At 73.1% G+C, this 22,693-nt stretch carries 22 protein-coding genes and 1 pseudogene; 10 read left to right on the top strand and 13 right to left on the bottom strand.

What is annotated here, in order from left to right:
* The first annotated feature begins 754 nt into the window (after positions 1-754).
* Complete coding sequence (locus tag Srubr_RS10005; RefSeq protein ID WP_189997803.1) at positions 755-1,156, top strand: transposase; 402 nt, start codon at positions 755-757, stop codon at positions 1,154-1,156.
* Positions 1,157-1,184: 28 nt separating this feature from the next.
* Positions 1,185-1,694 carry a hypothetical protein gene (locus Srubr_RS10010; RefSeq protein WP_189997801.1) on the top strand — a complete coding sequence of 170 codons (510 nt, stop codon included), beginning with the start codon at positions 1,185-1,187 and terminating at the stop codon, positions 1,692-1,694.
* A 14-nt stretch (positions 1,695-1,708) separates the two neighbouring features.
* Here Srubr_RS10010 and Srubr_RS10015 read toward each other — a convergent pair whose 3' ends face one another.
* From Srubr_RS10015 to Srubr_RS10025, 3 genes are all read right to left on the bottom strand, one after another.
* On the bottom strand, positions 1,709-2,152 hold the full coding sequence (locus Srubr_RS10015) for a hypothetical protein (protein WP_229926865.1): 444 nt from the start codon (positions 2,150-2,152) through the stop codon (positions 1,709-1,711).
* 168 nt (positions 2,153-2,320) lie between these two features.
* Positions 2,321-2,788 (bottom strand): hypothetical protein, encoded by a 468-nt coding sequence (locus Srubr_RS10020; RefSeq protein WP_189997767.1) that lies wholly within the window; start codon positions 2,786-2,788, stop codon positions 2,321-2,323.
* A gap of 121 nt (positions 2,789-2,909) precedes the next feature.
* Positions 2,910-3,740, bottom strand: a complete 831-nt coding sequence (locus tag Srubr_RS10025) for an SDR family oxidoreductase (protein ID WP_189997768.1) — start codon at positions 3,738-3,740, stop codon at positions 2,910-2,912.
* A gap of 385 nt (positions 3,741-4,125) precedes the next feature.
* Here Srubr_RS10025 and Srubr_RS10030 point away from each other — a divergent pair, with 385 nt between their 5' ends.
* Entirely contained in the window at positions 4,126-5,442 is a 1,317-nt protein-coding gene (locus tag Srubr_RS10030) for a hypothetical protein (protein WP_229926866.1), read from the top strand.
* Positions 5,443-5,637: 195 nt separating this feature from the next.
* Here the strand turns inward: Srubr_RS10030 and Srubr_RS10035 are convergent, their stop codons facing one another.
* Entirely contained in the window at positions 5,638-6,570 is a 933-nt protein-coding gene (locus Srubr_RS10035; protein ID WP_189997770.1) for an MFS transporter, read from the bottom strand.
* Between the two features lie 49 nt (positions 6,571-6,619).
* Entirely contained in the window at positions 6,620-7,000 is a 381-nt protein-coding gene (locus Srubr_RS10040; RefSeq protein ID WP_189997771.1) for an MFS transporter, read from the bottom strand.
* Positions 7,001-7,017: 17 nt separating this feature from the next.
* Here Srubr_RS10040 and Srubr_RS10045 point away from each other — a divergent pair.
* Positions 7,018-7,493, top strand: a pseudogene (locus Srubr_RS10045) (SCO6745 family protein); the annotation flags it as partial.
* Between the two features lie 335 nt (positions 7,494-7,828).
* Here the strand turns inward: Srubr_RS10045 and Srubr_RS10050 are convergent.
* From Srubr_RS10050 to Srubr_RS10060, 3 genes are all read right to left on the bottom strand, one after another.
* Entirely contained in the window at positions 7,829-9,469 is a 1,641-nt protein-coding gene (locus Srubr_RS10050) for an alkaline phosphatase D family protein (protein ID WP_189997772.1), read from the bottom strand.
* 646 nt (positions 9,470-10,115) lie between these two features.
* Complete coding sequence (locus Srubr_RS40455) at positions 10,116-10,361, bottom strand: hypothetical protein (RefSeq protein WP_229926868.1); 246 nt, start codon at positions 10,359-10,361, stop codon at positions 10,116-10,118.
* A 224-nt stretch (positions 10,362-10,585) separates the two neighbouring features.
* Complete coding sequence (locus tag Srubr_RS10060) at positions 10,586-11,800, bottom strand: MFS transporter (RefSeq protein ID WP_189997773.1); 1,215 nt, start codon at positions 11,798-11,800, stop codon at positions 10,586-10,588.
* Between the two features lie 54 nt (positions 11,801-11,854).
* Between Srubr_RS10060 and Srubr_RS10065 the strand changes: the two genes are divergently transcribed.
* Entirely contained in the window at positions 11,855-12,598 is a 744-nt protein-coding gene (locus Srubr_RS10065; RefSeq protein ID WP_189997774.1) for an AraC family transcriptional regulator, read from the top strand.
* A 119-nt stretch (positions 12,599-12,717) separates the two neighbouring features.
* Here the strand turns inward: Srubr_RS10065 and Srubr_RS10070 are convergent, their stop codons facing one another.
* Genes Srubr_RS10070 through Srubr_RS10090 form a run of 5 tightly spaced genes read right to left on the bottom strand, consistent with a single transcriptional unit; the run spans position 12,718 to position 16,888 of the window.
* Positions 12,718-13,050 carry a DUF3140 domain-containing protein gene (locus Srubr_RS10070; protein ID WP_189997775.1) on the bottom strand — a complete coding sequence of 111 codons (333 nt, stop codon included), beginning with the start codon at positions 13,048-13,050 and terminating at the stop codon, positions 12,718-12,720.
* A gap of 6 nt (positions 13,051-13,056) precedes the next feature.
* Positions 13,057-13,287: a hypervirulence associated TUDOR domain-containing protein gene (locus Srubr_RS10075; protein WP_189997776.1), complete on the bottom strand. Its 231-nt coding sequence runs from the start codon at positions 13,285-13,287 to the stop codon at positions 13,057-13,059.
* A gap of 27 nt (positions 13,288-13,314) precedes the next feature.
* Positions 13,315-14,913 (bottom strand): FAD-dependent oxidoreductase, encoded by a 1,599-nt coding sequence (locus tag Srubr_RS10080; protein WP_189997777.1) that lies wholly within the window; start codon positions 14,911-14,913, stop codon positions 13,315-13,317.
* Positions 14,910-15,638, bottom strand: a complete 729-nt coding sequence (locus tag Srubr_RS10085) for a class I SAM-dependent methyltransferase (RefSeq protein WP_189997778.1) — start codon at positions 15,636-15,638, stop codon at positions 14,910-14,912. Before Srubr_RS10085 ends, Srubr_RS10080 begins: the two co-directional genes overlap by 4 nt.
* Positions 15,635-16,888, bottom strand: coding sequence for a lycopene cyclase family protein (locus Srubr_RS10090; protein ID WP_189997779.1), 1,254 nt, complete (start codon positions 16,886-16,888; stop codon positions 15,635-15,637). The genes Srubr_RS10085 and Srubr_RS10090 overlap by 4 nt, the downstream gene beginning before the upstream one ends.
* A 310-nt stretch (positions 16,889-17,198) precedes the next feature.
* Between Srubr_RS10090 and Srubr_RS10095 the strand changes: the two genes are divergently transcribed.
* From Srubr_RS10095 to Srubr_RS10115, 5 genes are all read left to right on the top strand, one after another.
* Positions 17,199-18,497, top strand: a complete 1,299-nt coding sequence (locus tag Srubr_RS10095) for a polyprenyl synthetase family protein (RefSeq protein WP_189997780.1) — start codon at positions 17,199-17,201, stop codon at positions 18,495-18,497.
* On the top strand, positions 18,494-20,284 hold the full coding sequence (locus tag Srubr_RS10100) for a phytoene desaturase (RefSeq protein ID WP_189997781.1): 1,791 nt from the start codon (positions 18,494-18,496) through the stop codon (positions 20,282-20,284). The genes Srubr_RS10095 and Srubr_RS10100 overlap by 4 nt, the downstream gene beginning before the upstream one ends.
* On the top strand, positions 20,281-21,312 hold the full coding sequence (locus tag Srubr_RS10105; RefSeq protein WP_189997782.1) for a phytoene/squalene synthase family protein: 1,032 nt from the start codon (positions 20,281-20,283) through the stop codon (positions 21,310-21,312). Before Srubr_RS10100 ends, Srubr_RS10105 begins: the two co-directional genes overlap by 4 nt.
* Complete coding sequence (locus Srubr_RS10110; RefSeq protein WP_189997783.1) at positions 21,309-22,301, top strand: DUF5914 domain-containing protein; 993 nt, start codon at positions 21,309-21,311, stop codon at positions 22,299-22,301. Before Srubr_RS10105 ends, Srubr_RS10110 begins: the two co-directional genes overlap by 4 nt.
* A 76-nt stretch (positions 22,302-22,377) precedes the next feature.
* Positions 22,378-22,644, top strand: coding sequence for a hypothetical protein (locus Srubr_RS10115; RefSeq protein ID WP_094375375.1), 267 nt, complete (start codon positions 22,378-22,380; stop codon positions 22,642-22,644).
* Positions 22,645-22,693 lie beyond the last annotated feature (49 nt).

Consider the following 22,693-nt stretch of genomic DNA (forward strand, 5'->3'; position numbering starts at 1 on the left):
CACCCTGCCGAGGCGGGGGCGTGGCATCCCGCTCGGGCTTCGATCAAGAGTTGCCAACAACGGACGCTCGTCACAAGGTAGTTGACGAAACGTCAACACACTTGCCATGGGCACGACATAAGGATGGGCGCGTTGCGGGGAGGGGTTGGGCACGCTCTTCCGCAGTCCCTCGCCGTCCACGGTCGCCGCCAGGCTCGGCGTGACGGCCTCGGCCGGCCGGGGCGCCGGAGCCTGCGCGAGGACCCACAGCAGGACGGCGGAGAGTCCGGCACTTGTGCCGAGCAGGCGCCGGGAGTGCGAGCGGTGATGCGTGAACACAGAAGATGCGCACATATCCCGGCTGTCGACCACCCACTCCCCGCCCTTGAAGGCGTGGTTCACCAGCCGGCGCGTGACACGAACGGACGGCCGGAAGCATCACAGGCCAGGTGTGTCTCGCCGGTCAGGGCGGTGACCCCGGCCGCGTCCGCCTGGCCTGCGCTGCCCGCAGCATCTGCTCGAAGGTGCACTCCTTGGCCCACCGGCGGACACGGGTGCGCAGCCTGGCTCACGGCCTGTACCGCCCGGGTAGGGAACTTCCACACGATCCCATCTCCCGCACCCACCACGACAATTGCCGGGCCGGAGGAAAGCCCCCGACAGAAGCCCTCCTCCGGCTCGCCCGTCGGCGCGGTGTTCACGGAGACTCGGATACAAAGGCAGCTACCAGCGCGTCCGCGCCTATCTGCGCAAGAAGCGCGCCTCCCCGCGGCCGGTGGCCGCCCGGCCGCCCTCGCCCCGGACGGTCGCCGGATGGATCCTCAGCCGCCCGGAAACCCTCACCGAGCCCGAACAGCTCCAGCTCAAGACTGTCCGCGCCCACTGCCCCGAAATCGACGCCCTCACCCGGCACGTCCGCTCCTTCGCGACCATGCTCACCGAGCGCCAGGGCGAGCGACTGCCTGACTGGCTCGACGCCGTCCGACAGGACGACCTGCCCAGCCTCCACACCCTCGCCGCCGGCATCACCCGCGACCTCGACGCCGTCATCGCCGGACCGACCCTGGCCTGGAACTCGGGTGCCATCGAAGGGCACGTCAACCGGATCATTCTGTGGAATCTGAGTTGTCAAGCGAGGCTCTCCAGGCCTGGTCTTAATGAGTGGCCGTGTCCCTGAAAGTTCTGCAGAATCCGGTGTTGTGACTATGGGCATCTCCGGCTTCGAGCCAACCTTCCTCGTCGGGCTCGAAGCCGTCCGCGAGAATCACCGACCACGGTTGGCGGAGCTGCGCGGGCGGCGCCTGACCGGGTTCGCACTGGTGCGCTTTGTTGAGGACGGGGAATGGTTCGCTGATTGCCCGGTGGTGTTGGACTTTGAGGGCGTGCGAGTCGAGATCTGCCACTGGAAGTTCGATGAGCTGTCGATCGACTGGAACACCATCGACACCACCGCGGCGATCACCGGCTGGGAGTGGTCAGAGTTCACGCCTGTGTGGTCCAGCGCCGACGAACGGCTTCAGCCGTTCGTCGGCCAGGAACTCCGCGAGGCTTCCCTGCTTGAATGGCGCCCGTCAGGGCAGGACTTGGCCGATGGCACCATCGCTGTGGAGTTCGCCTTCGATGCGGATCGCTTCCGCATCTGCAACGGCCTCGACGAGAACACCATCGAAGTGGGGGATCCGCATCCAGACTTCGTGAGGCATCGGCTGGGCTGATGAGGGTCGGCTGATCACGTCGACTTCCGGTTGATCTCGACGACCGGCAGCATGGTTGCTCGGGCCGGGACGCCTATTTGTAGGGGTGTGGGTCCAGCAGGGGTGAGGGTGTCGGCGAGCCTGTCGAGTAGGCGGTCGAGCGCGCTCTGGCCGTCGGTGACAGCTGCTTGCTCGTCCTCGGTGAGCGGGATCGAGACGGCCATCTTCTGCAGGTTGCTTTTGGCTTCGAGGAGTTGGGCTTTCGTGGACTCCTTGGGAGTGTAGAAGTCGCAGCGTGCGCAGGCCATGCGGTGCTGGCACTGCTCGAAGAAGGTGTAGGTGCAGTAGCCGTGTCCCAGGTCGTAGTGTTGCCAGGCTTCGCCGGTCGCGGCGGCTCCGGACGCGACCGCGTCGCGGTCGACCAGCACCTCGATGGTGCGGACGTTCCGTTCGAAGTAGCCGGCCTCGGAATAGACCACCGCTGACCTGCGGCCCGCGCTCCACGGAGGACTCGTCGGCAGCGGGTTCGGGGAGCCCGAGCGGGGAGCGTGACCGGCCCTGCCCGGCACCCGGCACGTTCCTCCGCGCCGTCGTCGTCATCGTCGGCGTCGACCGCGTCCCGGGGCACGCAACGGCCGCAGCCCGTGTCACGGTTCCGGGCGGAGCAGCCCTGTGCGGAACAGCCGGGCTGCGGCTTCCTCGATGTCGGCGCGGGCCCTCGACGGGAAGACGTAACGCCGGTGGGTGTTCTCGACCACCGCCCGCTCCAGAGCACCGTCGGCCGAGACCGATCGGAAGATCTCCAGGCACGCGGTCCCGAGCAGCGCGCCAGGCCCCTCGGAGCGCCGGTCTTCGATGGCCAGCCAGTGGCCGGACGCCCACCACCGCACGTACGTGGGCACGGCCAAGTGGTCCGGCGGCGCTGCGAGGTGGTCGACCGCGTCGTCGGGGTGGTCGCGGTGCCAGTAGAGAAGGCCGTAGGGCCCCTGATGCAGTCGTTCGTCCAGGGCCTGGGCCCAGTGGCAGTCCGGGCAGTGGACGACGGGTTGCCCGTCGATCCTCCGGGTGTGGTCCGCAACCGGGCGGTGCGGCGCGGCAGTTCGGTACGCGGTCATCAAGACTCCGTAGGGGTCGGGGCGGAGATCTCCGCCGGGGTGCGTGGGCGGAGCGCGGAGGCGATCGCGGAGCGGTCAGACCGCTTGCCCGTCAAAGCTGTCATTCTTTCGTCATCCGCCGTCATCGGGTCGTGTCGAGGAACTCCCCGGCGCCGCGGAGCCGGGTGCTCAGGCGCCCCTGTGTGGCCCGGCTGTCGAGGCGCACGTCCAGTGCTCCGAGGATGCGCGTGTCGGCCCGGCGGCCGGTCGGCAGCAGGCAGGGGTCGATCCCGTCGCGCCGGGCGATGAGCACACCGAGTTCGTAGCGGCTGAGGGCATCGGGTCCGGCGAGGTGGAAGACGCCTGTCGCGTCCGACGAGGCGAGTTCCCACAGGGCGGTCGCCAGGTCGGCGACATGCACCGGGCAGCGGATGTCGTCCGTGAACAACGCCCCCTTCCGGGTGCCGGCGGCCAGCTCGCGCACCGCCTGCTCGTGGACGGAGTCGCCGTCGCCGATGATCAGCGAGGTACGGGCGACGACCGCGTCAGGGTGGAGCAGGCGCACCGCGGTCTCAGCGGCCGCCTTCGCCGCCCCGTAGGGGGTCACCGGATCGGGAAGAGCCGTCTCGTCGTAACGGGAGCGGGAGGCCCCGGAGAAGACGGCGTCGCTGGAGACGTGCACGAGGCGGATCCCCCGCCGCGCCGTCATCTGGGCGAGGCGGACGGAGCCGTCGGCGGTGACCGCCCAGTCCGCCGCCCCGCTGGAGGCGTTGATCACCGCGCTGGGGGCCACTGTGTCGATGACCTCGCCGAGGCGACGGGGATCTCGTAGGTCCAGGCGGTGCCACGGGGCGTCAGGGGCTTGGCCGGGGCGGGAGTTGAAGGTCGTTGCGGTGACGCGGCCGACGGACGTCGCCTGACGCACCAGTTCGGCCCCCAGGAAACCGCTGCCGCCGATGATCAGCACCGTCATGCCGGTACACGGTAGTGGGTCCGCATGCTGCCCGTGGCAAAACGGGCAAGCCAGCCGCCGGACGGTGGAAGTCGTCGCCCCGCCGGCGATGACGACGAGCCGGCCGGGATGAATGCCTCCGGTGAGAGAGTCGGGATCGGTGAATCCGGTGGGCGGCGGCTCCGCGGTGCCGCCGGCTTCGAGGTCGCCGAGCGGGCCCGCCATGATTCCGCCTGGGAGGCGGGAGTTCGCCGGGGGCGGAGGCCTTTTGTGCTGCCGTATGTCGAGCCGAGTGATCGACTGCCTCGTGACGGTGATGTCGGTGGCTACTTCTACGCTTTCAGCCGTGAACACAGAGGATCTCTCCTGGCAGGTCAGTAACTACGGTGGGCTTTCTCCCCGGAAAGTGACTCTCCTGTTGGAGCACGGTCACCTGGACCTCGTGGTCCAGGCGGCACAGGAGCGCGGCGAGTGGTTCTGCGCGGAGGGTGCGGTGCGGGAGCTGTGCCGGTCGGGTGAGTTCGGGCGGGCGCTGGAGGTGATGGAGCCGTTCGTCGCGACCGGATGGCGGGCGGCTCTGTGGACGAAGGCGGAGATCCTGTCGCGGGCGGGCCGGTCAACTGAGGCCGTGGATCTGGCGTGCCCGGACGAGGAGGACCGCGCTTCGCAGATCGTGTGCCGTGACGTCGCCGAGGTGCTCGCCGAGGCAGGGTGCGTGGATGAGGCCATCGACCTGCTCGTGCCGCACATCGGTGAGCCGTGGATCCGGACGGCCCTGGTGGAGATCACCGAGGGCAGGGACCGTGACGAGCGGGTGCTGGAGTTGATCGCCCCGCACGCCGAAGCCGCGCGCCGCGCCGACGACGAGGGCCGACGGGACTCCTCCTGCTCGGACGCGCAGGAGCTCCAGGCCCGGGTACTGGAGCGTGCGGGCCGCGCCGACGAGGCGATCCGGATCCTCGGCGAGGACATGGCCAGGCGCCGTTTCCTCTCCGAGAACACCCTCACCGCCTACGCCGGACTACTGGCACGCCACGGTCGACTGGCGGAGCTGCGCGAACTGGCCGGCGGACAGGACGCACACAGCGTCCTGGACATCTACGCCCGTGCCCTGCGAGAGCACGGGCGGGCCGAGGAGGCCGAGACGGTGATGCGTGAGGCAATCGCCGCCGACGACTGGGTCGGCTACCGGGCCTGGCTGTCCTCGGTCTTGCTGGAGGACGGCCGACTGGACGACGCGATCGCCGTGGCCGAACCCGGCTTCAGCTGGTACGACTGCTCCAACCTCCTGGCCCCGCTTGTCTGCTCCCTCCTCGACCGGCCCACGGAACTGCTCTATCTCCTGGACCATCCCCTCACCGTGCCCCACCACGGCCACCAGGAGTTCCAGCACTGGTGGCGGGCGTTCGCCCTTGCCGGCCTCGGCCGTGCCGAGGAAGCGATCGCCGTGGTCGAGGCCCACCCCGATCCGTGGACCGACCCCCGCATCATCAGAGCAGGTCTCCTCAGCACCGCCGGCCGCCTTGCCGAGGCCGCGGCGGAACTGCGGGACCTGGGCACCATCGCAGCACGTGAGGAACTGTTCGAGGTCCTGGTCCAGCAAGGACGGGCGACCGAGGCGATAACCGCCCACCCCACAGTCGCCGAACAGCGCGCCGCCAAGGCAAAGACCGAATCCGTCCCTCTCGGGGAGGACGGGTACTCTGCGGAACCCCCCTTTTAGCGTGGCGCTGTCACGCCCGCATCAGGAGTGACGCGCGAGTGACGGCCGCCCCGTAGGTCGGCCCTCTCGTCGTACCGGGTACCAGCATCGCCTGCACCTTCGTCTGCTACCGCAGACTCACCGGATGAGACTGAGTCCTTCAGCCGGCGCGGAGTCGGCAGACTGCAAAGAACCGTTCCCAGGGGCGGGGCCTCGTCAGCCGGCGCTGCGGACCCCGAGTTCCTCCGCCTGCTCCTGCGGGACTTCGGCCGCGGGGGCACCTGGCTTCTTGAGGGTGAAGGCCGGCAGGCCGCCGATGACGGAGGCCGTGCCGCCGATCCACATCGCGGTGCGCAGGCCCTCGGCGACGTCCGCGACGGCGGGTGCGGCGCCGGCGGAACCGGCCAGGCCGGCCGTGGCGATCGCGACGAGGACCGCGAGTCCGGCGGCACCGCCGATCTGCTGTGAGGTGGTGGCCGGTGCCGATGCCGCACCCGCCTCCTGCGGAGCCACCCCGGAGGCGGCGCAGGCGAACATCGCCGGGAAGGTGACACCGCCGCCGATGCCCCAGATGCCCAGGCCGGGAACGAGGGACCAGAAGGAGGCACCGGTCGACATCGGGACGGCCAGCACGATCACGCCGACGCCGTTGATGAGCATGCCGGTGAAGAGAGTGGCGCGCGAGCCCCACTTGCCGAGCAGCAAGCCGGCCAACCTCAGGGACGCGGCCATCGAGATGATCGTCAGCGGGACGAAGGCGAGACCGGCCTCCAGCGCGTCGTGGGCGAGCACGCCCTGGAGGAAGTTCGTGAAGATGTAGCACGACCCGCCCAGGGCGCTCTGGAAGACCAGGATGATCAGGACAGCCGTCACCAGGCTGCGGTTGCCGAACAGACGCATCGGAACCAGCGGGTTGCGGGTCTTGTTCTCGACCAGGGCGAAGATCGCCAGGAGGACGACAGCGGCGGCGATCGAACCCACACCGCGCAGCGAACCCCAGCCCGCCTCCGGACCGCTGACTGGACCGAGGACCAGCAGGGATGAGCCGGCCGTGGCGAGGATCGCGCCCACGGCATCGAAACCGCCGTCGGCGGCGGCGTCGCGCTCCTCCGGGGCGAGAGCGCTGGGTGCGACGGCCGCGGCGGGCAAAGCCAGCGGGGCCAGGATGAACAGGACCCACTCCAGCCCCAGGCCTCAGTCAGGACACCGCCGTGCAGCGCTCCGGCGGCCAGACCACCGCTGCCGCAGGCCCCCACACCGCGAGAGCCCTGTTGCGCTCGGAACCCTCGGTGAAGCGCGTGTCGATCAGAGTGAGCGTGGCCGGTGTGAGCAGGGCGGCACCGAAGCCCTGGATCGCACGAGCCGTGATCAGCAGGCCGGGAGCCTCGGCGAAGCCCCCGAGGAGGCAGGAGGGGCCGAAGATCACGAGGCCGAGTACGACCATGCGGCGGGCTCCGAGGCGATCGACCGTGCGGTCGCCGAAGAGCAGGAATCCGCCGAAGGCGACCGCGCAGGCACTGACCACCCACTGCAGCGACTGAGCGGTGAAGCCGAGCGCCCTGCCGGCGTTGATGCGCATCAAGGGAGCAGGGCGCAGTGGACCGTGCATTGCGCAAGCTCCTCGGCGACCGGATCGACTGCCCCGGACTGCGCGAGGCCGCAGGTCTGGCCCGCCGTGCCGCCGAGGCCGCGGGCACCGCAGGCCGCGCCCGGGCCGCCGCCAATTCCGCGCTGCCCTGGCCCGACGAACCGCACATGGTGCTCTGGCAGGCCACCATCCTGCGCGAGCACCGCGGCGACGGCCACATCGTCGCCCTCCGGGCCCACGGCATCGGCCCCGCCGAGTCCCTGGTCTCGCACGCCGCCGTCGGCGCCTCGCCGGAGGAGGTGTTCACCAGCAGGCAGTGGTCCGAGGAGGAATGGACCGCCGCCCGCGACCGCCTCGCCGCCCGCGGTCCGGTCAGGCCGACGGCACAGCCACCGACGAGGGACACCGGATACACGCCGCCGTCGAGAGACTCACCGACCAACTCGCGGCCCCGCCCCGGAACGTACTCGCGCCCGGCGAAACGGCCCGGCTGGCCGAACTGCTCATACCGGTGGTACTCGACATCGCCGGCACCAGGCTCCTCCCGGCGGAGCACCCTCGGCATCAGCCCGAAATACGACCACGAGTGAGGCCGTCGGCAGACAGTCCCCCTCCGGCCGCGTTCCCCACCCGCGTGGCCGCCCCTTCGCAGAGCCCGGCGGGGGCGCCGGGTCACGCCCGGACACCCGCTGCCGAAGGCCCACGCTCCGCAGCGGACGCGGCGGCAGAATTCCCGCCCTTCCCGGCGTCGCGCGGCAGACGGGAGTTCGGCCACAGGGGCTCGGGCGGGGTCCGTGTGCCCCGCTGCCGCGCCGGGGTTCAGGCCGGCTCGAGTCCTGGGGCGCCGGCTTCCGTGACGAAGGACGCCGCGGTCGTGACGGGCGCGCCCGGCCTGGTGACGTACGGGACGGTCTTGAAGTCGGCGCGGGCCGCTTCCCGCCCGAGCGTGACGGTCACATAGCCGCGCCGTCCGTTGTAGAACTTCATGTGCGGGTTGGCCGCGAGGTAGGTGGCCCAGTTGCTCGGCTTGTCCGCCCCGTCGCGTCCGCTGGTGATCGACGTGGTGACGATCTCGGTGCCCACGGTCCGGGAACCGGGGTCGTCGAAGTCGCGCTTGATGTCGAACGCGTAGTGCACGTGCACGTCGCCGGTGAGGACCATGAGGTTCTCCACGCCGGCGGCCTCGGCCCCCGCCAGGACCCGCTCGCGAGAGGCCGGGTAGCCGTCCCAGGAGTCCATGGAGACCTTGGACGGCGTGGCGGTGGTGTTGTACCGCCGGGAGAAGGTGACCTGCTGCGGTACGACGTTCCACAGCGCCCGCGAGGCACGCCAGCCGTCGATCAGCCACCGCTCCTGCGTGGCGCCGGTGAGCGTGCGCGCCGGGTCCTCGGACTCCGGGCCGGGGTACTGCCAGCCGTCGCCGTAGGCCTGGTCCGAGCGGTACTGACGGGTGTCCAGGACGTCGAACTGGGCGAGCCGCCCCCAGTGCAGGCGGCGGTAGAGCCGCATGTCGGAGCCGGTGGGCAGCTGGGGCCGGCGCAGCGGCTGGTTCTCCCAGTAGGCGCGGTAGGCGGAGGCGCGGCGCAGCAGGAACTCCTCGGCGGAGCCGCCGTCCTCCGGGGTGTCGTCGGCGTAGTTGTTCTCCGTCTCGTGGTCGTCCCAGGTGACGACGAAGGGGTGCGCGGCGTGCGCGGCCATCAGGTCCGGGTCGGACTTGAACAGGGCGTAGCGCAGCCGGTAGTCCTCCAGCGTGACCGTCTCGCGGTTGTAGTGCGCCGGCAGGGTGCGGTCGGTGTACTTGCGGTCGTTGCCGGTGGCGTTGACGGCGTACTCGTACAGGTAATCGCCCAGGTGGAAGACGACGTCCACGTCGTCCTCGGCGAGGTGGCGGTAGGCGGTGTAGTAGCCGTCGGCGTAGGCCTGGCAGGAGACGGCGCCCAGGGTGAGAGCCGCGGGGCGGGCGCCGGGCAGCGGGGCGGTGCGGGTGCGGCCGGTGGGGCTCAGCCAGGAGCCGGCCCGGAAGCGGTAGAAGAACACGCGGTCCGCCGGCAGGTGGGGCACCTCGACGTGGACGGTGTGGCCGAACTCGGGGTGGGCGGGCGCGGTGCCGCGCCTGACGATCCGGCGGAAGTTCGCGTCGTGGGCCAGCTCCCAGTGCACGGTGACGCGCCGCGCGGGCAGTCCGCCGTCGGGCTGGTACGGCTGCGGGGCCAGCCGGGTCCACAGCAGGACGGAGCCCGGCAGCGGGTCGCCGGAGGCCACGCCCAGCGTGAAGGGGTCGTCCGTGATTCGCCGGGCGTCGAACTCGGTGGCGGCGGCCGTACCGGCGGCGGGCAGGTTCACGGCGAAGGCGAGCGCGGCGGCGGCGCCGGTGCCGGTGAGGAAACGGCGTCGGCCGAACTGCCGGGCGGCGGCGCGTAGTTCGGGGGCGTGCTGGGACGGGCGTGCGGCGGGTGTCATCCGGTCTCTCCCCTGTCGCGGTCAGTGCAGGGGCAGTTGACAGGGCCGTGACCACAGCGACGGGGCAGGAGCCTGGCAGGCTCATGTCGCTCACATGACGGAAGCATGCGTTCCGCCTCCGCGCGCACCACCCCGCTCTCCCGTGCCGCCGTCCCCACCGGTGCCGGCTCGGCCACCGGGCCGCACAGGCAGCACCCTCACGAACCACCTCATCACCGCCGCGAACCGCCGCTGCCCCTCCCCCGCCTCCGACGGGGCACCGGCCCTCGCCCGCGCGGCTCCGCTCGCGCATCCCGGTGGAAGGGAGCGGCCACAGGCTCGGCGTCAGCGGTCGGACATGCTCTCGTCCGGACGAGGACGAGGCCTCCAGAATTGTTTCGACCTCGGGCGAGGCCCGCCGCGCCTTCCCTGACCGGACGCGGTTCTCATGCTGGGCTCCACCAATCCGAGCCCGCAGGAAGTCGTTGAGGAACTCGGGTGCTTCTGCTCCGGGTTGGCCTGCCGCCCCGGAGCGCGCTGCGGATGTGCTTGTTCGCTCCCGGCTCACGCACGGCTTCGGCTTTGGCGATACTCGTGATCATCGCCACCGCCCGGCACTGCTCGTCGCTCAGTTCGTCGATCTGCTCCTCACTCAGCTGACCGCCTTTCAGCGCTTCGAGACGGGGAGGTCGGAATGCTCGGCGTCGAGTGCGGGGATCAGGCCGGTGAACCGGCTTTCTGCCTCGCGGACGTACCGGTCGTCGCCTTGGGTTCCCGGATACTGCTCCTTGTTGCTGCTGACGCACGGAGCCCCGCCGCGCCCGGGACGCTCGTTGTACGGCCCGAGCGGGGTCTGGTGCGTGGTGAAACTCGTCGCCGGCTGGGTACCGCCGCGCTTGGTGTGGCGCCGCATCGGTGCTCTGAGGCGCTGAGGTCCGCGGCGGCAGAGCCTTCTCCTCCCGTTCGCCACGTTCCTTCTTCCTGTCACATCCCAGGACTCGGCCGCTCCTTGTCATGGGGCCGGTCAGCCAGGTGTGGGACCCGGCTCGGGGTTGCCGTGCGGTCCCGCTTGCGGAGCGGGCAGTGGTCCTGGGCGTCGGGTGCCCGTCGGCTCACCACGGTGGCAGGAGGGGCTGGTCAGCGGGAGTCGGCAGGGGCGGGACCGAGGGCCGTACCGGCGTCGTCCCCCTTCGCAGGCACCTCGGTCCGGAACCGCGGCACGTTCGGCTCGGACAGGGTGCGCAGAAGCAGCCAGCTCAGCAGGGGCATCAGGACGACAGGGGCCAGGGCGGTGCGCAGGGAGGTGGCGTCGGCGAGGCCGCCGATGGCGGGGCCGGCCAGGCCGCCGATGCTGACGGCCAGGCCCAGGGTGACCCCGCTGGCGGTGCCGACGCGGGAGGGCAAGTAGTCCTGGCCGAGCGTGACTTGCAGAGAGAAGGGCACATACAGGCCGGCCGAGGTCAGTGCCACGAACAGGTAGAGGGCCGGGCCGGGCACCCACACCACGCCCGCGACGGCCGCGGCCGTGATCAGGTACGACCAGCGCGAGACCGTCACCCGGTCCCAGCGGGCGGCCAGGGACCCGCCGAGTACCGAGCCGATCGCACCGCCGAGGTAGAGCACGGTCAGGGCCGCGGTGCCCGCGGCCGTGCCGCCGCCCAGACGCTGGCGGGCGTACAGCGAGATGAAGGTGCTCAGACCGATGAACGCGATCGACCGGAAGGCCACGGCCAGTGACAGTCTCACGAAAGAGGCGATGTTGTCGCTTCCGGCGGGCACCGTCACGCGGGGTCCGGTGGCCTGCCCGCGCCGCACAGCACGCACCACGGGCAGGCTCATGGCGGTACCGGCGAGGGCCGGCAACACCAGCAGGGGTGTCCAACGCAGTCCTCCGGCGGCCATCACGGCGGCGACCATGAGCGGGGCCAGCGCGAAGCCGATGCTGCCTCCCGTGGCGAACCAGCTCATGGCGCGGTGACTGCCCCGGCCGGCGATGCGGGCGACCCGGGCGGACTCGGGGTGGTAAGCGGCCACCCCGATCCCCGATATCGCGACGCATGCGAGGGTGAGCGGGTAAGAACCGCTCAGGCCGCTCAGCGCGATACCGACACCGCCGGAGAACGTGCTGACCGGCAGCAGCCAGGGCATGGCCCACCGGTCGGTGAGCGCGCCGAACACCGGCTGCACCACCGAGGACAACAGCGAGGCCGCCAGCACGATGCCCGAGGCGACCGCGTACGTATAGGCACGCTCGGCGACGAAGAACGGCACCAGGGCCGCCACAGCACCTTGGTAGATGTCGACACACGCGTGACCCACGGACAGCAGAACGATCGATGTGTTCCTTCGCACCCCGCCATGTTCCGCGCCCGGCATCATGTCGCGCTTCCGATAAACTGCCACGTGATGACGGAAATCCGCCACGAGCCCGTAGCCCCGACCCGCACCCAGTCGCTGGCGCCCGGCGGCTCGATCGGTGCGCACCGGCACGACGACCACCAGATCATCTACGCGGGCCGCGGCGTGCTGGCCGTCACGACCAGCGAGGGAACCTGGATCGCCCCGGGCACCCGTGCCATCTGGGTGCCCGCCGGCACCGTGCACGCGCACCGGGCCCACGGTGAGATCGACCTGCACCTGCTGGGGCTGCCCGCCACCGAGAACCCACTCGGCCTGGACACACCGACCGTACTGGCCGTCAGCCCACTGCTGCGCGAACTGATCATCGCTTACACAGGCGCCGAGGACGACGACAGCCCCGAACGGGCCCGCCTGCGCGCGGTGCTCCTCGACCAGCTACGGGCTTCCCCCCAGCAGCCGCTGCACCTGCCCACCCCCACGTCACCCCTGCTGCGCGCCCTGTGCGACATCCTGCGAGCCGCTCCGGGCGACGGCCGCACCCTCGCCGAACTCGGCCGCGAGGTCGGGGCGAGCGACCGCACCCTGTCCCGGCTGTTCCGCGACGACCTCGGCATGACCTTCCCCCAGTGGCGCACCCAACTCCGGCTCCATCACGCACTGGTCCTCCTGACCGAGCGGATGCCGGTGACCGCGGTGGCACACCAGTGCGGATGGTCGTCCACCAGTGCCTTCATCGACGTCTTCCGCCGCACCTTCGGCCACACCCCCGGGTCCCACCCCGCAAACTGAGAACCCCTGGGCGACCGAGGGCGTCAGCGCCGGCGGGGGGCCGACGCCGGGCCGGATGCTCCGGGCCCGGCGCCGGGTCGCGGGCGCCGCGGGCTCACATGGTCGTCGGCCGCTGGTCGTCAGGCCAGCGGGTCATGGCCCCAGTTCATCAGGGAGTGCCGCCACCGGGTGTCGCGTACGTCTCCCGACGGCCGCTGGGCCAGATGGCGGCGGATGTAGCCCACCACCTTGCGCATGTGCAGGTAGTCGTCGTCCGTGAGGTCGCTCTTCCCCGCCCGCAGGATCTGTGTGATGCGTCGGCCGGACGCGTGCCCGGTGGACTCTCCTCCCCCTTTGTGCTGCCCGGCGGCGCGGGACTCATCCGTCTCCAGCCACGTGTCCAGCTCGGCCGGTGTCATGTTCACGAGGTCCCGGAAGTAGTCCCAGACCTCCTTGCGTTCGTCGTCGTCCACGCCGCCTCACTTCTTCTTCCTCAGCGCGGACGGTTTGTGGACCGCGGGTCTGCCGGACTTGTCGCTGCGGACCTGGTACTGCGGTTCGTCCGGTGACGCGTTCACCGTACGGCCGGCCGCCTCGGTACGTTCCGTGATCCTCTTCTCCACCTCGCCCTCGGCCTGGCCGCCGTGGCTCTTCCAGGCCACCTTGTCGCCCTTCTCGAACTCACTGCCCTCGTCTCGGTCCCTCGCCATCGAGCATCTCCTTCGCGAACGGCGGCACTACTCCTCCAGCGTGAGGGCACCACGCCCTGCTCGCAGCGGCACCGCGTCCCCTGCGCACGTGGCCAGGGCCCTGAGGAGTGCGCTGCGCCCGCGGTCGGGCACCGTCCACAGTGTCTGGCCCCGTACGCCCCACCGCTCCAGCAGGGTGTTGGCCGCGAGGAAACCGCTCGTGGCGGCCCGTTCCATGAGGGCCACGGGCAGGCCGGTGCGGACCAGGTCGCCCGCCACGACCAGCCCGGGGTGCGGGGTGCGGACGGTGGGGCGGTCGCCGTAGCCGCCGACCGGGAACAGGGGGCAGTCCTCGTGCCACTCGTGGCGGGCGTCGCGGACCGTTGCCGTGCCGGTCTCCGGGTAGACGAGGCGCAGTTGTTCGAGCAGGCGCTTCTCTTCGACGTCCCGGTCGGCTCCGGGCGGTACGGCGTAGGCGTGCAGTTCGACGACGGAGCCTCCGGTGCGTGCGCTCCAGCCGGCCGCCTCGTCCTCGTAGCGCTCCAGCACGCTGATGTTGTCCAGGGTGCCGAAACCGCTGGTACCGAGGAAGCCGGGCCGGTCGCGTGCGACGGGCCGGTCCAGCCACAGCCGGCTGACCAGGAAGGGCGGGGCGGTTCGCAACCGTCCGATCCGCTCGCGCCAGGGTGCGTCGCCCAGCTCCGTGCAGCGGCCGACCAGTGAGCGCAGCCCGGCGGTGTCGAGGGCGAGGACGACCCCGTCGTAGCGGCGCTCGTCGTGGCCGGTGGCGGCCATGAAGCCGCCGTCCCGGGTGGGCGCGACGTGCTCGACGGCTGTCGCGGTGCGCACCTCGGCACGGTGCCGGGCCAAGTGGCGGGCGAGCGGGTCCCACAGCGCGGCGGGGAAGGGGGCGCGGGGCACGTCGAACAGCAGTCCCTCGGCGGAGCCCAGGAAGTAGATGTGGAACATCAGCGCCATCTCCGCCGCCGACAGCTCCCGCGGGTCGGCGAAGAAGCTGCGGGAGAACACCTCGAAGGCCAGGTGGCGGGCGCTTTCGGGGAAGCCCACGGCGTCCAGGAAGGCGTGGGCGCTGGTGCCGTCCAGACGGTCGTACACCTCCGGCACGCGCACGTCGAGCAGGGGCAGGGCCGCCCGCGGGGCCAGCGCGCGCAGGTCCGCGAACCGGAAGGAGGGGCTGAGTGCGACGAAGCCGAGCGCGCTGAGCGGCGGGGTGCGCGGGACGTGCCGGAAACTGTCGCGCAGGCCGGTGGCGTGGCGCAAAGGGTAGTCCGGAAGGCCGGTGAGCCGCTCCAGGCCGGGGTCGGTCCGGCGCAGCAGCCCGCGCAGGTTGTAGTACTGGCGGAAGAACGCGTGGAAGCCGCGGCTCAGGGTCACCGTGGTGCCGTCGCGCAGTTCCGCCGGCCATCCTCCGACCCGCCCGCCGAGGTAGGGCCGCTTCTCGTACAGGGTGACGCTCACCCCGCGCTCGGCGAGGACGGTCGCGGCGGCCAGGCCCGCGATCCCCGCGCCCACCACCGCCACCGACGGCGGAGCCCCCTGCACGCGGGGGGTGCCGGGCGGGGCGGGCAGGACGCGGGCTCGCCGGTCGCGGCCTGGGCGCGCGGCGCGCCGGCCCTGGGTCCTCACGCGTCCTGCTCCGGGGCGTGCGCCCGGCGGGCGACGAAGGTGTGGGTGATGCCGGTCTGCCAGCCCGGCAGCGGCAGGGCGCGGACTCGGTCGAAGCCGGCCGCGCCGAGCCGCCGCGCGAACCGCCCGGCGGTGTCGAAGTCCACGACGCTGCGCCACAGGTGCCGGTACAGCAGCCCGTCCCCCAGCAGGGTCGCGGCGGGTTGTACGACACACCGGCACACCAGCGTCCACACCGCGCGGTCCGTGCGCCGCCCGCTGAGGGTGTACTCGTGCACGCCGAGCCGGCCGCCCGGCCGCAGCAGTCCGCGCACGGTGGCGAGCACCGCGTCGGGGTCGGTGACGTTGCGGAGGAGATAGGCCGCGAACACCGCGTCGAACGGGCCGGTCACCCCGGCCTCGCCCAGCCGCTCGGCGGGGGCGTGCACGAAGGTCACCCCGCCCGCCCACGGTTTGGCCGCGGCCCGCCGGAGCATGCCGGCCGAGGCGTCCACGGCCGTGATGCGGGCGGCGGGCAGGACGGATCGCAGCGCGGCCGTCGAGGCCCCGGTACCGCAGCCGAGGTCGAGCAGGCGCAGCCCCTGGCCCTTTGCGGGCAGGCCGAGCCGGCGCGCCGAGCGGCGCAGGTGGGCGTGGTAGCCGGGGTTGGCGGCCACGAGCGTGTCGTAGCCGCGGGCGGCGTGGTCGAAGGCGGCGGCGAGTCGCTCGTCGCGCAGCAGTGTCATGCGGTCTCCGTCGGGGGGAGGTGCGGGGTGGCGCCAGGCGCCGGCGGACGCGGTGCCGGGGGCAGGTCGTGGGGGCGGCGGGGCAGGCGGGGCAGTTCCAGCGCGGAGCGCAGCATCGGTTTCACGGGGACGCGCAGGCCGATGGACAGGTCCTCGTGCGGGCGGGTGTCACCGTCGAGGAAGCGCAGCACTCGTGCCATGGGCACGCGGGTGAAGAGGCGGCCGAACAGGTCCGGGCCGTCGGCCCGGCCGCTGTCCAGGGCGCGCAGCAGGACGGCGTCCATGCCGCGGTGGCGCGCCAGGTGGGCGGCGGGCGGCACGGGGCGTCGGCCGCGGCGCAGGGCGTCGGCGACCGCCCGGGTCTGGCGTTGCAGTCCGGCGAAGGTGTAACCGGTGGCGGGGCGGGTCGCTCCGCCGGCGGCGCCGATACGGAAGACCGAGGCCCCGGTCCGCCGGGCGATCGGCGCGTCGGTCATCGGGATGACACCGGTCTCGGTGGCCAGGACCTGCCGTTCGCCGAGCCGCAGCACCTCGTCGGCGTAGTGCCGCACGGCGGCCTCGTAGCGGTCCGGTTCGAGGGTGCGCCGGGAGAACTCGGTGTATTCCACGAGCGCCTCGCACGGCCCGGTCGGCAGGACGTAGCCGAAGGAGAGGCCGTGGGCGGGCTGCGGGGTGCGGAAGTCCATCAGTTCGGCGGCGGCCGGGTCGAAGACGGGCCGGGCGGTGCGCACGAACCAGCCGTGGAAGTGCTGGAGCAGGGTGGTACGGGCGGCCGGGAGGCTGCCCAGGGGGCGGGAGTCGAACACCCAGCGGGCGCTGAGCACCGCCGCCCGGCCGTCGGCGTCCCTCAGGTGGACGTGCGCGCCACCGGGGACGTCCTCCACCGTTTCGACGGTCGCTTCGAGGCGCCGCACGTTGGGACTGCGGGCCAGGTCCCGGGAGACGAGGCGCTCGAAGTCGTCGGAGCGGATCATGCGGTACCGCAGCGGGTCGATGTCGCCCTCGACCGGGGCCCCGGTGCGCGGACGCACCCTCAGCCGCCGCCACTCGGCCCGCACCGCCGCGTCGAACCGTCCCGTGCCCGCCGTCCAGTAGCACCACGTCCGCGGGGGCGGCCGGAGCGGGCCGGGCGGCGCGTCGACCAGCACCACGGTCGGTGTCCGCAGGCCGGGGACGTGTCCGGCGAGCCGGTGGGCCAGCGACAGCCCGGCGGCGCCCGCGCCCACGACGGCCACGTCCGTGTCCGGCACGGCGTCTCCTCTCCTTCGTGTACTTCCTCCGGTCCTGCGTGTACTTCCTCCGGTGGCGGACCGGCGCAGCCCCGGCGAGTGCCCGGACCGGCCGCCGAGGACACGTCGTCCCGGCCCGGTATCGCGGATTGTGTACCCCGGCGGATGCAGGGCACCCCCTGGTGGCGAGCGGCCGAGCGCCGGACACGGCACGCTGAGGGGGCGGGTCCCCGGTGTTCCCGGCGATCGCGCGGGGCGTTCACGTGTCCGTGCGCGTGCGGGCGAACGGGTGACGGGACGACGGGTACGGACACGACGGAGGGAAACCGGGATGCGGCCTGGCCACGCGAAGGACCACCCGGCGACGGCGCCGCCGGGCGCGGCGGGGCCCGTGGGGCCGCTGCCGTACGGGGCGGTGGCCGACGACGGGGAGGGACATCGCGTCCGCGAGACCGTTCCCCTGCCGGCCGGGCCCGCCGAGGTGCGGCACATCGACGCCGACGTGCCCGGCGCCGTCGGCCGGGTGCTCGGCCAGGTGCTGGCCGAGAGGCTGCGCCGCGCAGTGCTGACGGATCCGCTGTTCGGCGGGGAACTGGCCGAACGGGTGGCGCATTTCACTCTCCAGGGTGGCAAGCGCACGCGCGCGCGGCTGCTGTGGTGGGCCTGCCGGGCCTGCGCCGGCCGGGATGCGGCGTCCGCGGGGGCGGCCCTGCGGATCGGGGCCGCCCTGGAACTGCTCCAGACGTGCGCGCTCGTCCACGACGACGTGATGGACCGGGCCGTACTGCGGCGTGGCCGGCCCTCACTGCACACGGACCTGGCCCACCGGTATGCCGACCGGGTCGGGCCCGAGCGGGCCGGGCGGTTCGGGCAGTCGGCGGCGGTCCTCGCCGGGGACCTCGCGCTGGCCTGGGCCGACGATCTGATGGCCGAGACACCGCTGGCGCCGGGGACCGGGGAGGTGGTGCGGCGGCTGTGGAGCGACATGCGCACGGAGATGGTGGCGGGCCAGTACCTGGACGTACAGGGGCAGGTCGCCGCCGAGGCGCGGTCGCTGCCCCGTGTGCTGCGCGCCGCCTGCCTGAAGAGCGCCCTGTACTCGGTCGAGCGGCCCCTCGCCCTGGGGGCCGCCGTGGCGGGCGCCGACCGCGTGACGCTGCGCCGGCTGGGCGACGCCGGACGCTGTGTCGGCATGGCGTTCCAGCTGCGCGACGACTTGGACGACGTCTTCGGGGACCCGCGGGTGACCGGCGGGGTGTGCGGCGACGACATCCGGGAGGGCAAGCCCACCTATCTGGTCGCGGTCGCCCGCGCGCGGGCCGAGGCCGCCGGTGACGGTGCCGCGCTCGCCGTGCTGGACCGGTGGCTCGGTGACCCGGCCCTCACCGGGCGCGGCCTGGAGGAGGTGCGGGACGTGCTGGTCGCGACGGGTGCGCGCGCCACTGTGGAGGCCGAGGTGGACCGGCTGGCCGCGCGGGGGCTGCGGCACTTCGACGGCGCCGTCCTCGATCTGGAGGGCGCCGGGCCGCTGCGCGATCTGCTGCTCGCGACGGCGGGGGCGCGGCCGGAGACGGACGCCGCCGTACATCGCGCCGCCCGTGCCCGCGGTGGCGCGGAGGGTGACCGGTGACGCGTACCGTGCCCGGTCCCACGGACCACGTGGTGGTCGTGGGTGCCGGACTCGCCGGGCTGTCGGCGGCGCTGCACCTGCTGGGCTCCGGGCGCCGGGTCACGGTCGTCGAGCGCGAGGAGCTGCCCGGCGGCCGGGCCGGACGCATGGACCTGGCCGGTTACCGGATCGACACCGGGCCGACCGTACTGACCATGCCCGACCTGGCCGACGAGGCGTTCGCCGCCGTCGGGACCAGCCTGTACGAGCGGGTGGAGCTGATCCCCCTGCACCCCGCCTACCGGGCCTGCTTCGCGGACGGCAGCACCCTCGACGTGCACAGCGGTGCGGAGGCGATGGCCGCGGAGGTGGAGCGGTTCGCCGGGGCGGCGGAGGCGGCGGGCTACCGGCGGCTGCGCGACTGGCTCCAGCGGCTGTACCGGGCGCAGCTACGCCGGTTCATCGACGCCAACTTCGACTCGCCGCTCGGTCTGCTGCACACCGATCTCGCCCGGCTGGCCGCCCTCGGCGGCTTCGGCCGCCTGGACGCCCGGATCGGCCGTTTCCTGAGCGACGAGCGGCTGCGCCGGGTGTTCTCCTTCCAGGCCCTGTACGCGGGTGTGCCCCCGGCGCGGGCGCTGGCCGCCTACGCGGTGATCGCCTACATGGACACCGTCGCCGGCGTGTACTTTCCCCGGGGCGGCATGCACGCCCTGCCGCGGGCGATGGCGGAGGCGGCCACCGAGGCCGGCGCCGATCTGCGGTACGGGCGACCGGTGACCCGCCTGGAGCGGTCGGGCGAGCGCGTCACGGCCGTCGTCACCGACGCCGGCCGCATCCCGTGCGACGCGGTCGTCCTCACCCCGGACCTGCCCGTCGCCTACCGGCTGCTCGGCCGCCGGCCGCGCCGGCCGCTCGGGCTGCGCCACTCCCCCTCCGCGGTCGTGCTGCACGCCGGCACGGACCGCACCTGGCCGCACCTCGCCCACCACACGATCTCCTTCGGCGCGGCGTGGCACACCACTTTCGACGAACTCACCCGCTCGGGAAGCCTGATGAGCGACCCGTCGCTGCTCGTCACCCGTCCCACCACGACCGATCCCGGTCTCGCGCCGCCCGGCCGCCACCTGCACTACATCCTCGCCCCCTGCCCCAACACCGACATCGGCCCGGGCCCCGCGGCCTGGTCCGACCTCGGTCCGCGCTACCGGGATGCGCTGCTGCGGGAGCTGGAGCGGCGCGGACTGGACGGCATCGAGGCCGCCATCGAGGAGGAGTGCCTGGTCACCCCGGCCGACTGGCACGCGCGGGGACACGCCGCCGGCACCCCGTTCTCGGCCGCGCACACGTTCGCGCAGACCGGGCCGTTCCGGCCGCGCAACCTGGTACGCGGCACGCAGAACGCGGTCCTGGCCGGCTGCGGCACCACGCCCGGCGTCGGCGTGCCGACCGTACTGCTGTCGGGGAAACTGGCGGCGGCCCGCGTCACGGGCGTATCCGGGCGTGGCGGCGGCCGCCCGCGCTCCTCTCCGCCCGCTGCCGGTCTTCCGCAACGGGCCGGCGCCCAGGCCCCCACGAACTCACGGGCCGCCCGGCGGGAGGCGGCTGCCGCCCCACGGCCGCATGACGAGCCTCCCCACCGCCTCGCCCCCACGCGGGAACCGTCGGCCTCCTCACCGGACTCTCCGGCCGCCGCACCGGACTGTCCGGCTTCCGCACGGCAGTCCCCGCCGCCGGGAAGCCTCCCGGCCGACCCCGCGGCCCCCGCAGCCCCCGCGGCCCCCGCGACCGAAGGCAGGACCGGATGACCGATCGGGAGCTGGACGCGGCGGGAATCGGCGATCCGGCGCTGCGCGCGGCCTACCACCGCTGCCGGGCCCTCAACGCCCGCCACGGCAGGACCTACTTCCTCGCCACCCGGTTGCTGCCCGTCGCGCGCCGGCCCGCCGTGCACGCCCTGTACGGCTTCGCCCGCTGGGCCGACGACATCGTCGACTCCCTCGACCCCGGCACCGGAACGGACGTACGGGTGCGGGCCCTGGCCCGGCTCCAGGAGGAACTGGCGGAGGGACTGCGGCAGGGCGGCAGCGACGAGCCGGTGGTGCGCGCGCTCGCCGACACCGCCCGCCGCTACGCCATCGACCACGCCCACTTCCGGGACTTCATGACCGCCATGCGCTCCGACCTGGTCGTGACGGACTATCCCACCTACGCCGACCTGCGCGCGTACATGCACGGCTCGGCCGCGGTGATCGGGCTCCAGATGCTGCCCGTGCTGGGCACGGTGGCGCCGCGGGAGGAGGCCGAGCCGTACGCCGCCGCGCTCGGCGTCGCCTTCCAGCTCAGCAACTTCCTGCGGGACGTCGGCGAGGACCTGGACCGTGGGCGCGTCTACCTGCCCACAGACCTGCTCGCCGGGCACGGCGTCGACCGGGACCTGCTGGCCTGGAGCCGCGCGACGAGCCGCCCGGACCGCCGGATCACCGCCGCGCTCCGGGAGTTCGCGGAGCTGACCCGCGGGGTGTACCGGGAGGCGGTGCCCGGCATCGGGCTGCTCGAACCGGTGGCCCGGCCCTGCATCCGCACCGCGGCCGTCCTGTACGGCGGCATCCTGGAGGCCGTCGCCCGGGACGGCTATGCCGTGCTGCACCGGCGGTCCGCGGTGTCGCGGCGGCGCAGGGCGGTGGTCGCCGCCGACGGACTGGTCCGGGTGGCGGCGGTCCGGCTGCGGGCGCGGACCGCCCTGCCGCACCGGCCGGACGCTCGTGCCCGCGCGCTGCCCGCGGCCCCGCTCGCGCCGACGACGGCCGCCGCCGCTGCCGAAGGCGTCGCGTGAGCCGCCGTCGCCTGCCGCTGTCGCTGCGCCGCCGCGCCGTGCCCTGGGAGGAGCAGCGGCCCACGTGGCGCGAGGCGCGGCCCGCGCTGATCGCCGGGGCGCTGAAGCGGGCGCAGGCGCGGCCGTCCGGGAACTGGTACGTCGTCGGTGCCTCCCGGGCCCTGCGCGGGGACGGCAAACTGGCGCGGACCGTGGCGGGGCAGGAGGTCGTCGTGTGGCGGGGGCCCGACGGCCGGCCCGTCGCCGGCCCGGGGAGCTGCCCGCACCTGGGGGCGCCGCTGCGGGACAGTCCGGTGCGCTGCGGCACGCTGGTGTGCCACTGGCACGGGCTGGCCCTGGACGGCGGCCCGTACGCGGGCTGGACGCCGCTGCCGGTGCACGACGACGGGGTGCTGGTGTGGGTGCGGCTGGACGCGGTGGGCGGTGAGGAACCCCTGGACGCACCGGTCGTACCGCCCCGGCCCGAGCCCGCGCGCGCTCTGACGGCCGTCTACACCGGGGTGGGTGTCTGCGAGCCGGAGGACGTGGTGGCCAACCGGCTCGACCCGTGGCACGGGGCGTGGCTGCACCCGTACTCGTTCGTCGATCTGACCGTGGTGGACTCCCCCGCCGACCCGGCCGGTCCGGACGCCCTCACCGTGGACGTGTCCTTCAAGGTTGCGGGCCGCATCGTCGTACCGGTCCGCGCCGTGTTCACCGCGCCCGGTCCCCGTACGGTCGTCATGCGCGTCTGCGAGGGCGAGGGCGCGGGGTCCGTCGTGGAGACCCACGCCACCCCGCTCGGCGCGGACGGGGCCGGGCGGCCCCGCACCGCCGTGATCGAGGCGGTGGTCGCCGCCTCCGCCCGTCCGGGCTTCGCGGTCGCCCGCCGGGCCGCGCCGCTGCTGCGCCCCCTGGTACGCGCCACGGCGGGCCGCCTGTGGCGGGACGACCTGGCTTACGCGGAACGGCGCTGGCACCTGCGGTCCACGGGCCGCTTCCCAGGCTGAAACGGACATAAGTGATGAATAAGACGAAAATGGGGGGTTACTCCAGGGGGGACACCCGAAAGAACGGAGACGCCCGATGATCATCCAGAAGATGCACGACATGGGCATCCGCAGCGAACACGCCTACATGGCCGCCTTCGCCTCCATCGGCCTGAGCGTCGCCTCCTGGGTCGGCTCCCTCAAGATGGAGCCGGGCACCGGGCTGGCCCGCGCCGACCGCTGGGGCCTCTTCGTCGGCGAATGGGCACCCACCTTCTTCGGCCTCGGCCTCGCCCTGTCCCACTACGAGCAGCAGGACGGCACCCTCACCGGCACCGTCCATCCGCTGCGCGAGGCCGGCTGACCGGGGCTCGCGGACAGACTCCGAGGCAGGCGCACGCGGTCTGGTGACC

This window comes from Streptomyces rubradiris (assembly GCF_016860525.1).
Lineage (GTDB): Bacteria > Actinomycetota > Actinomycetes > Streptomycetales > Streptomycetaceae > Streptomyces > Streptomyces rubradiris.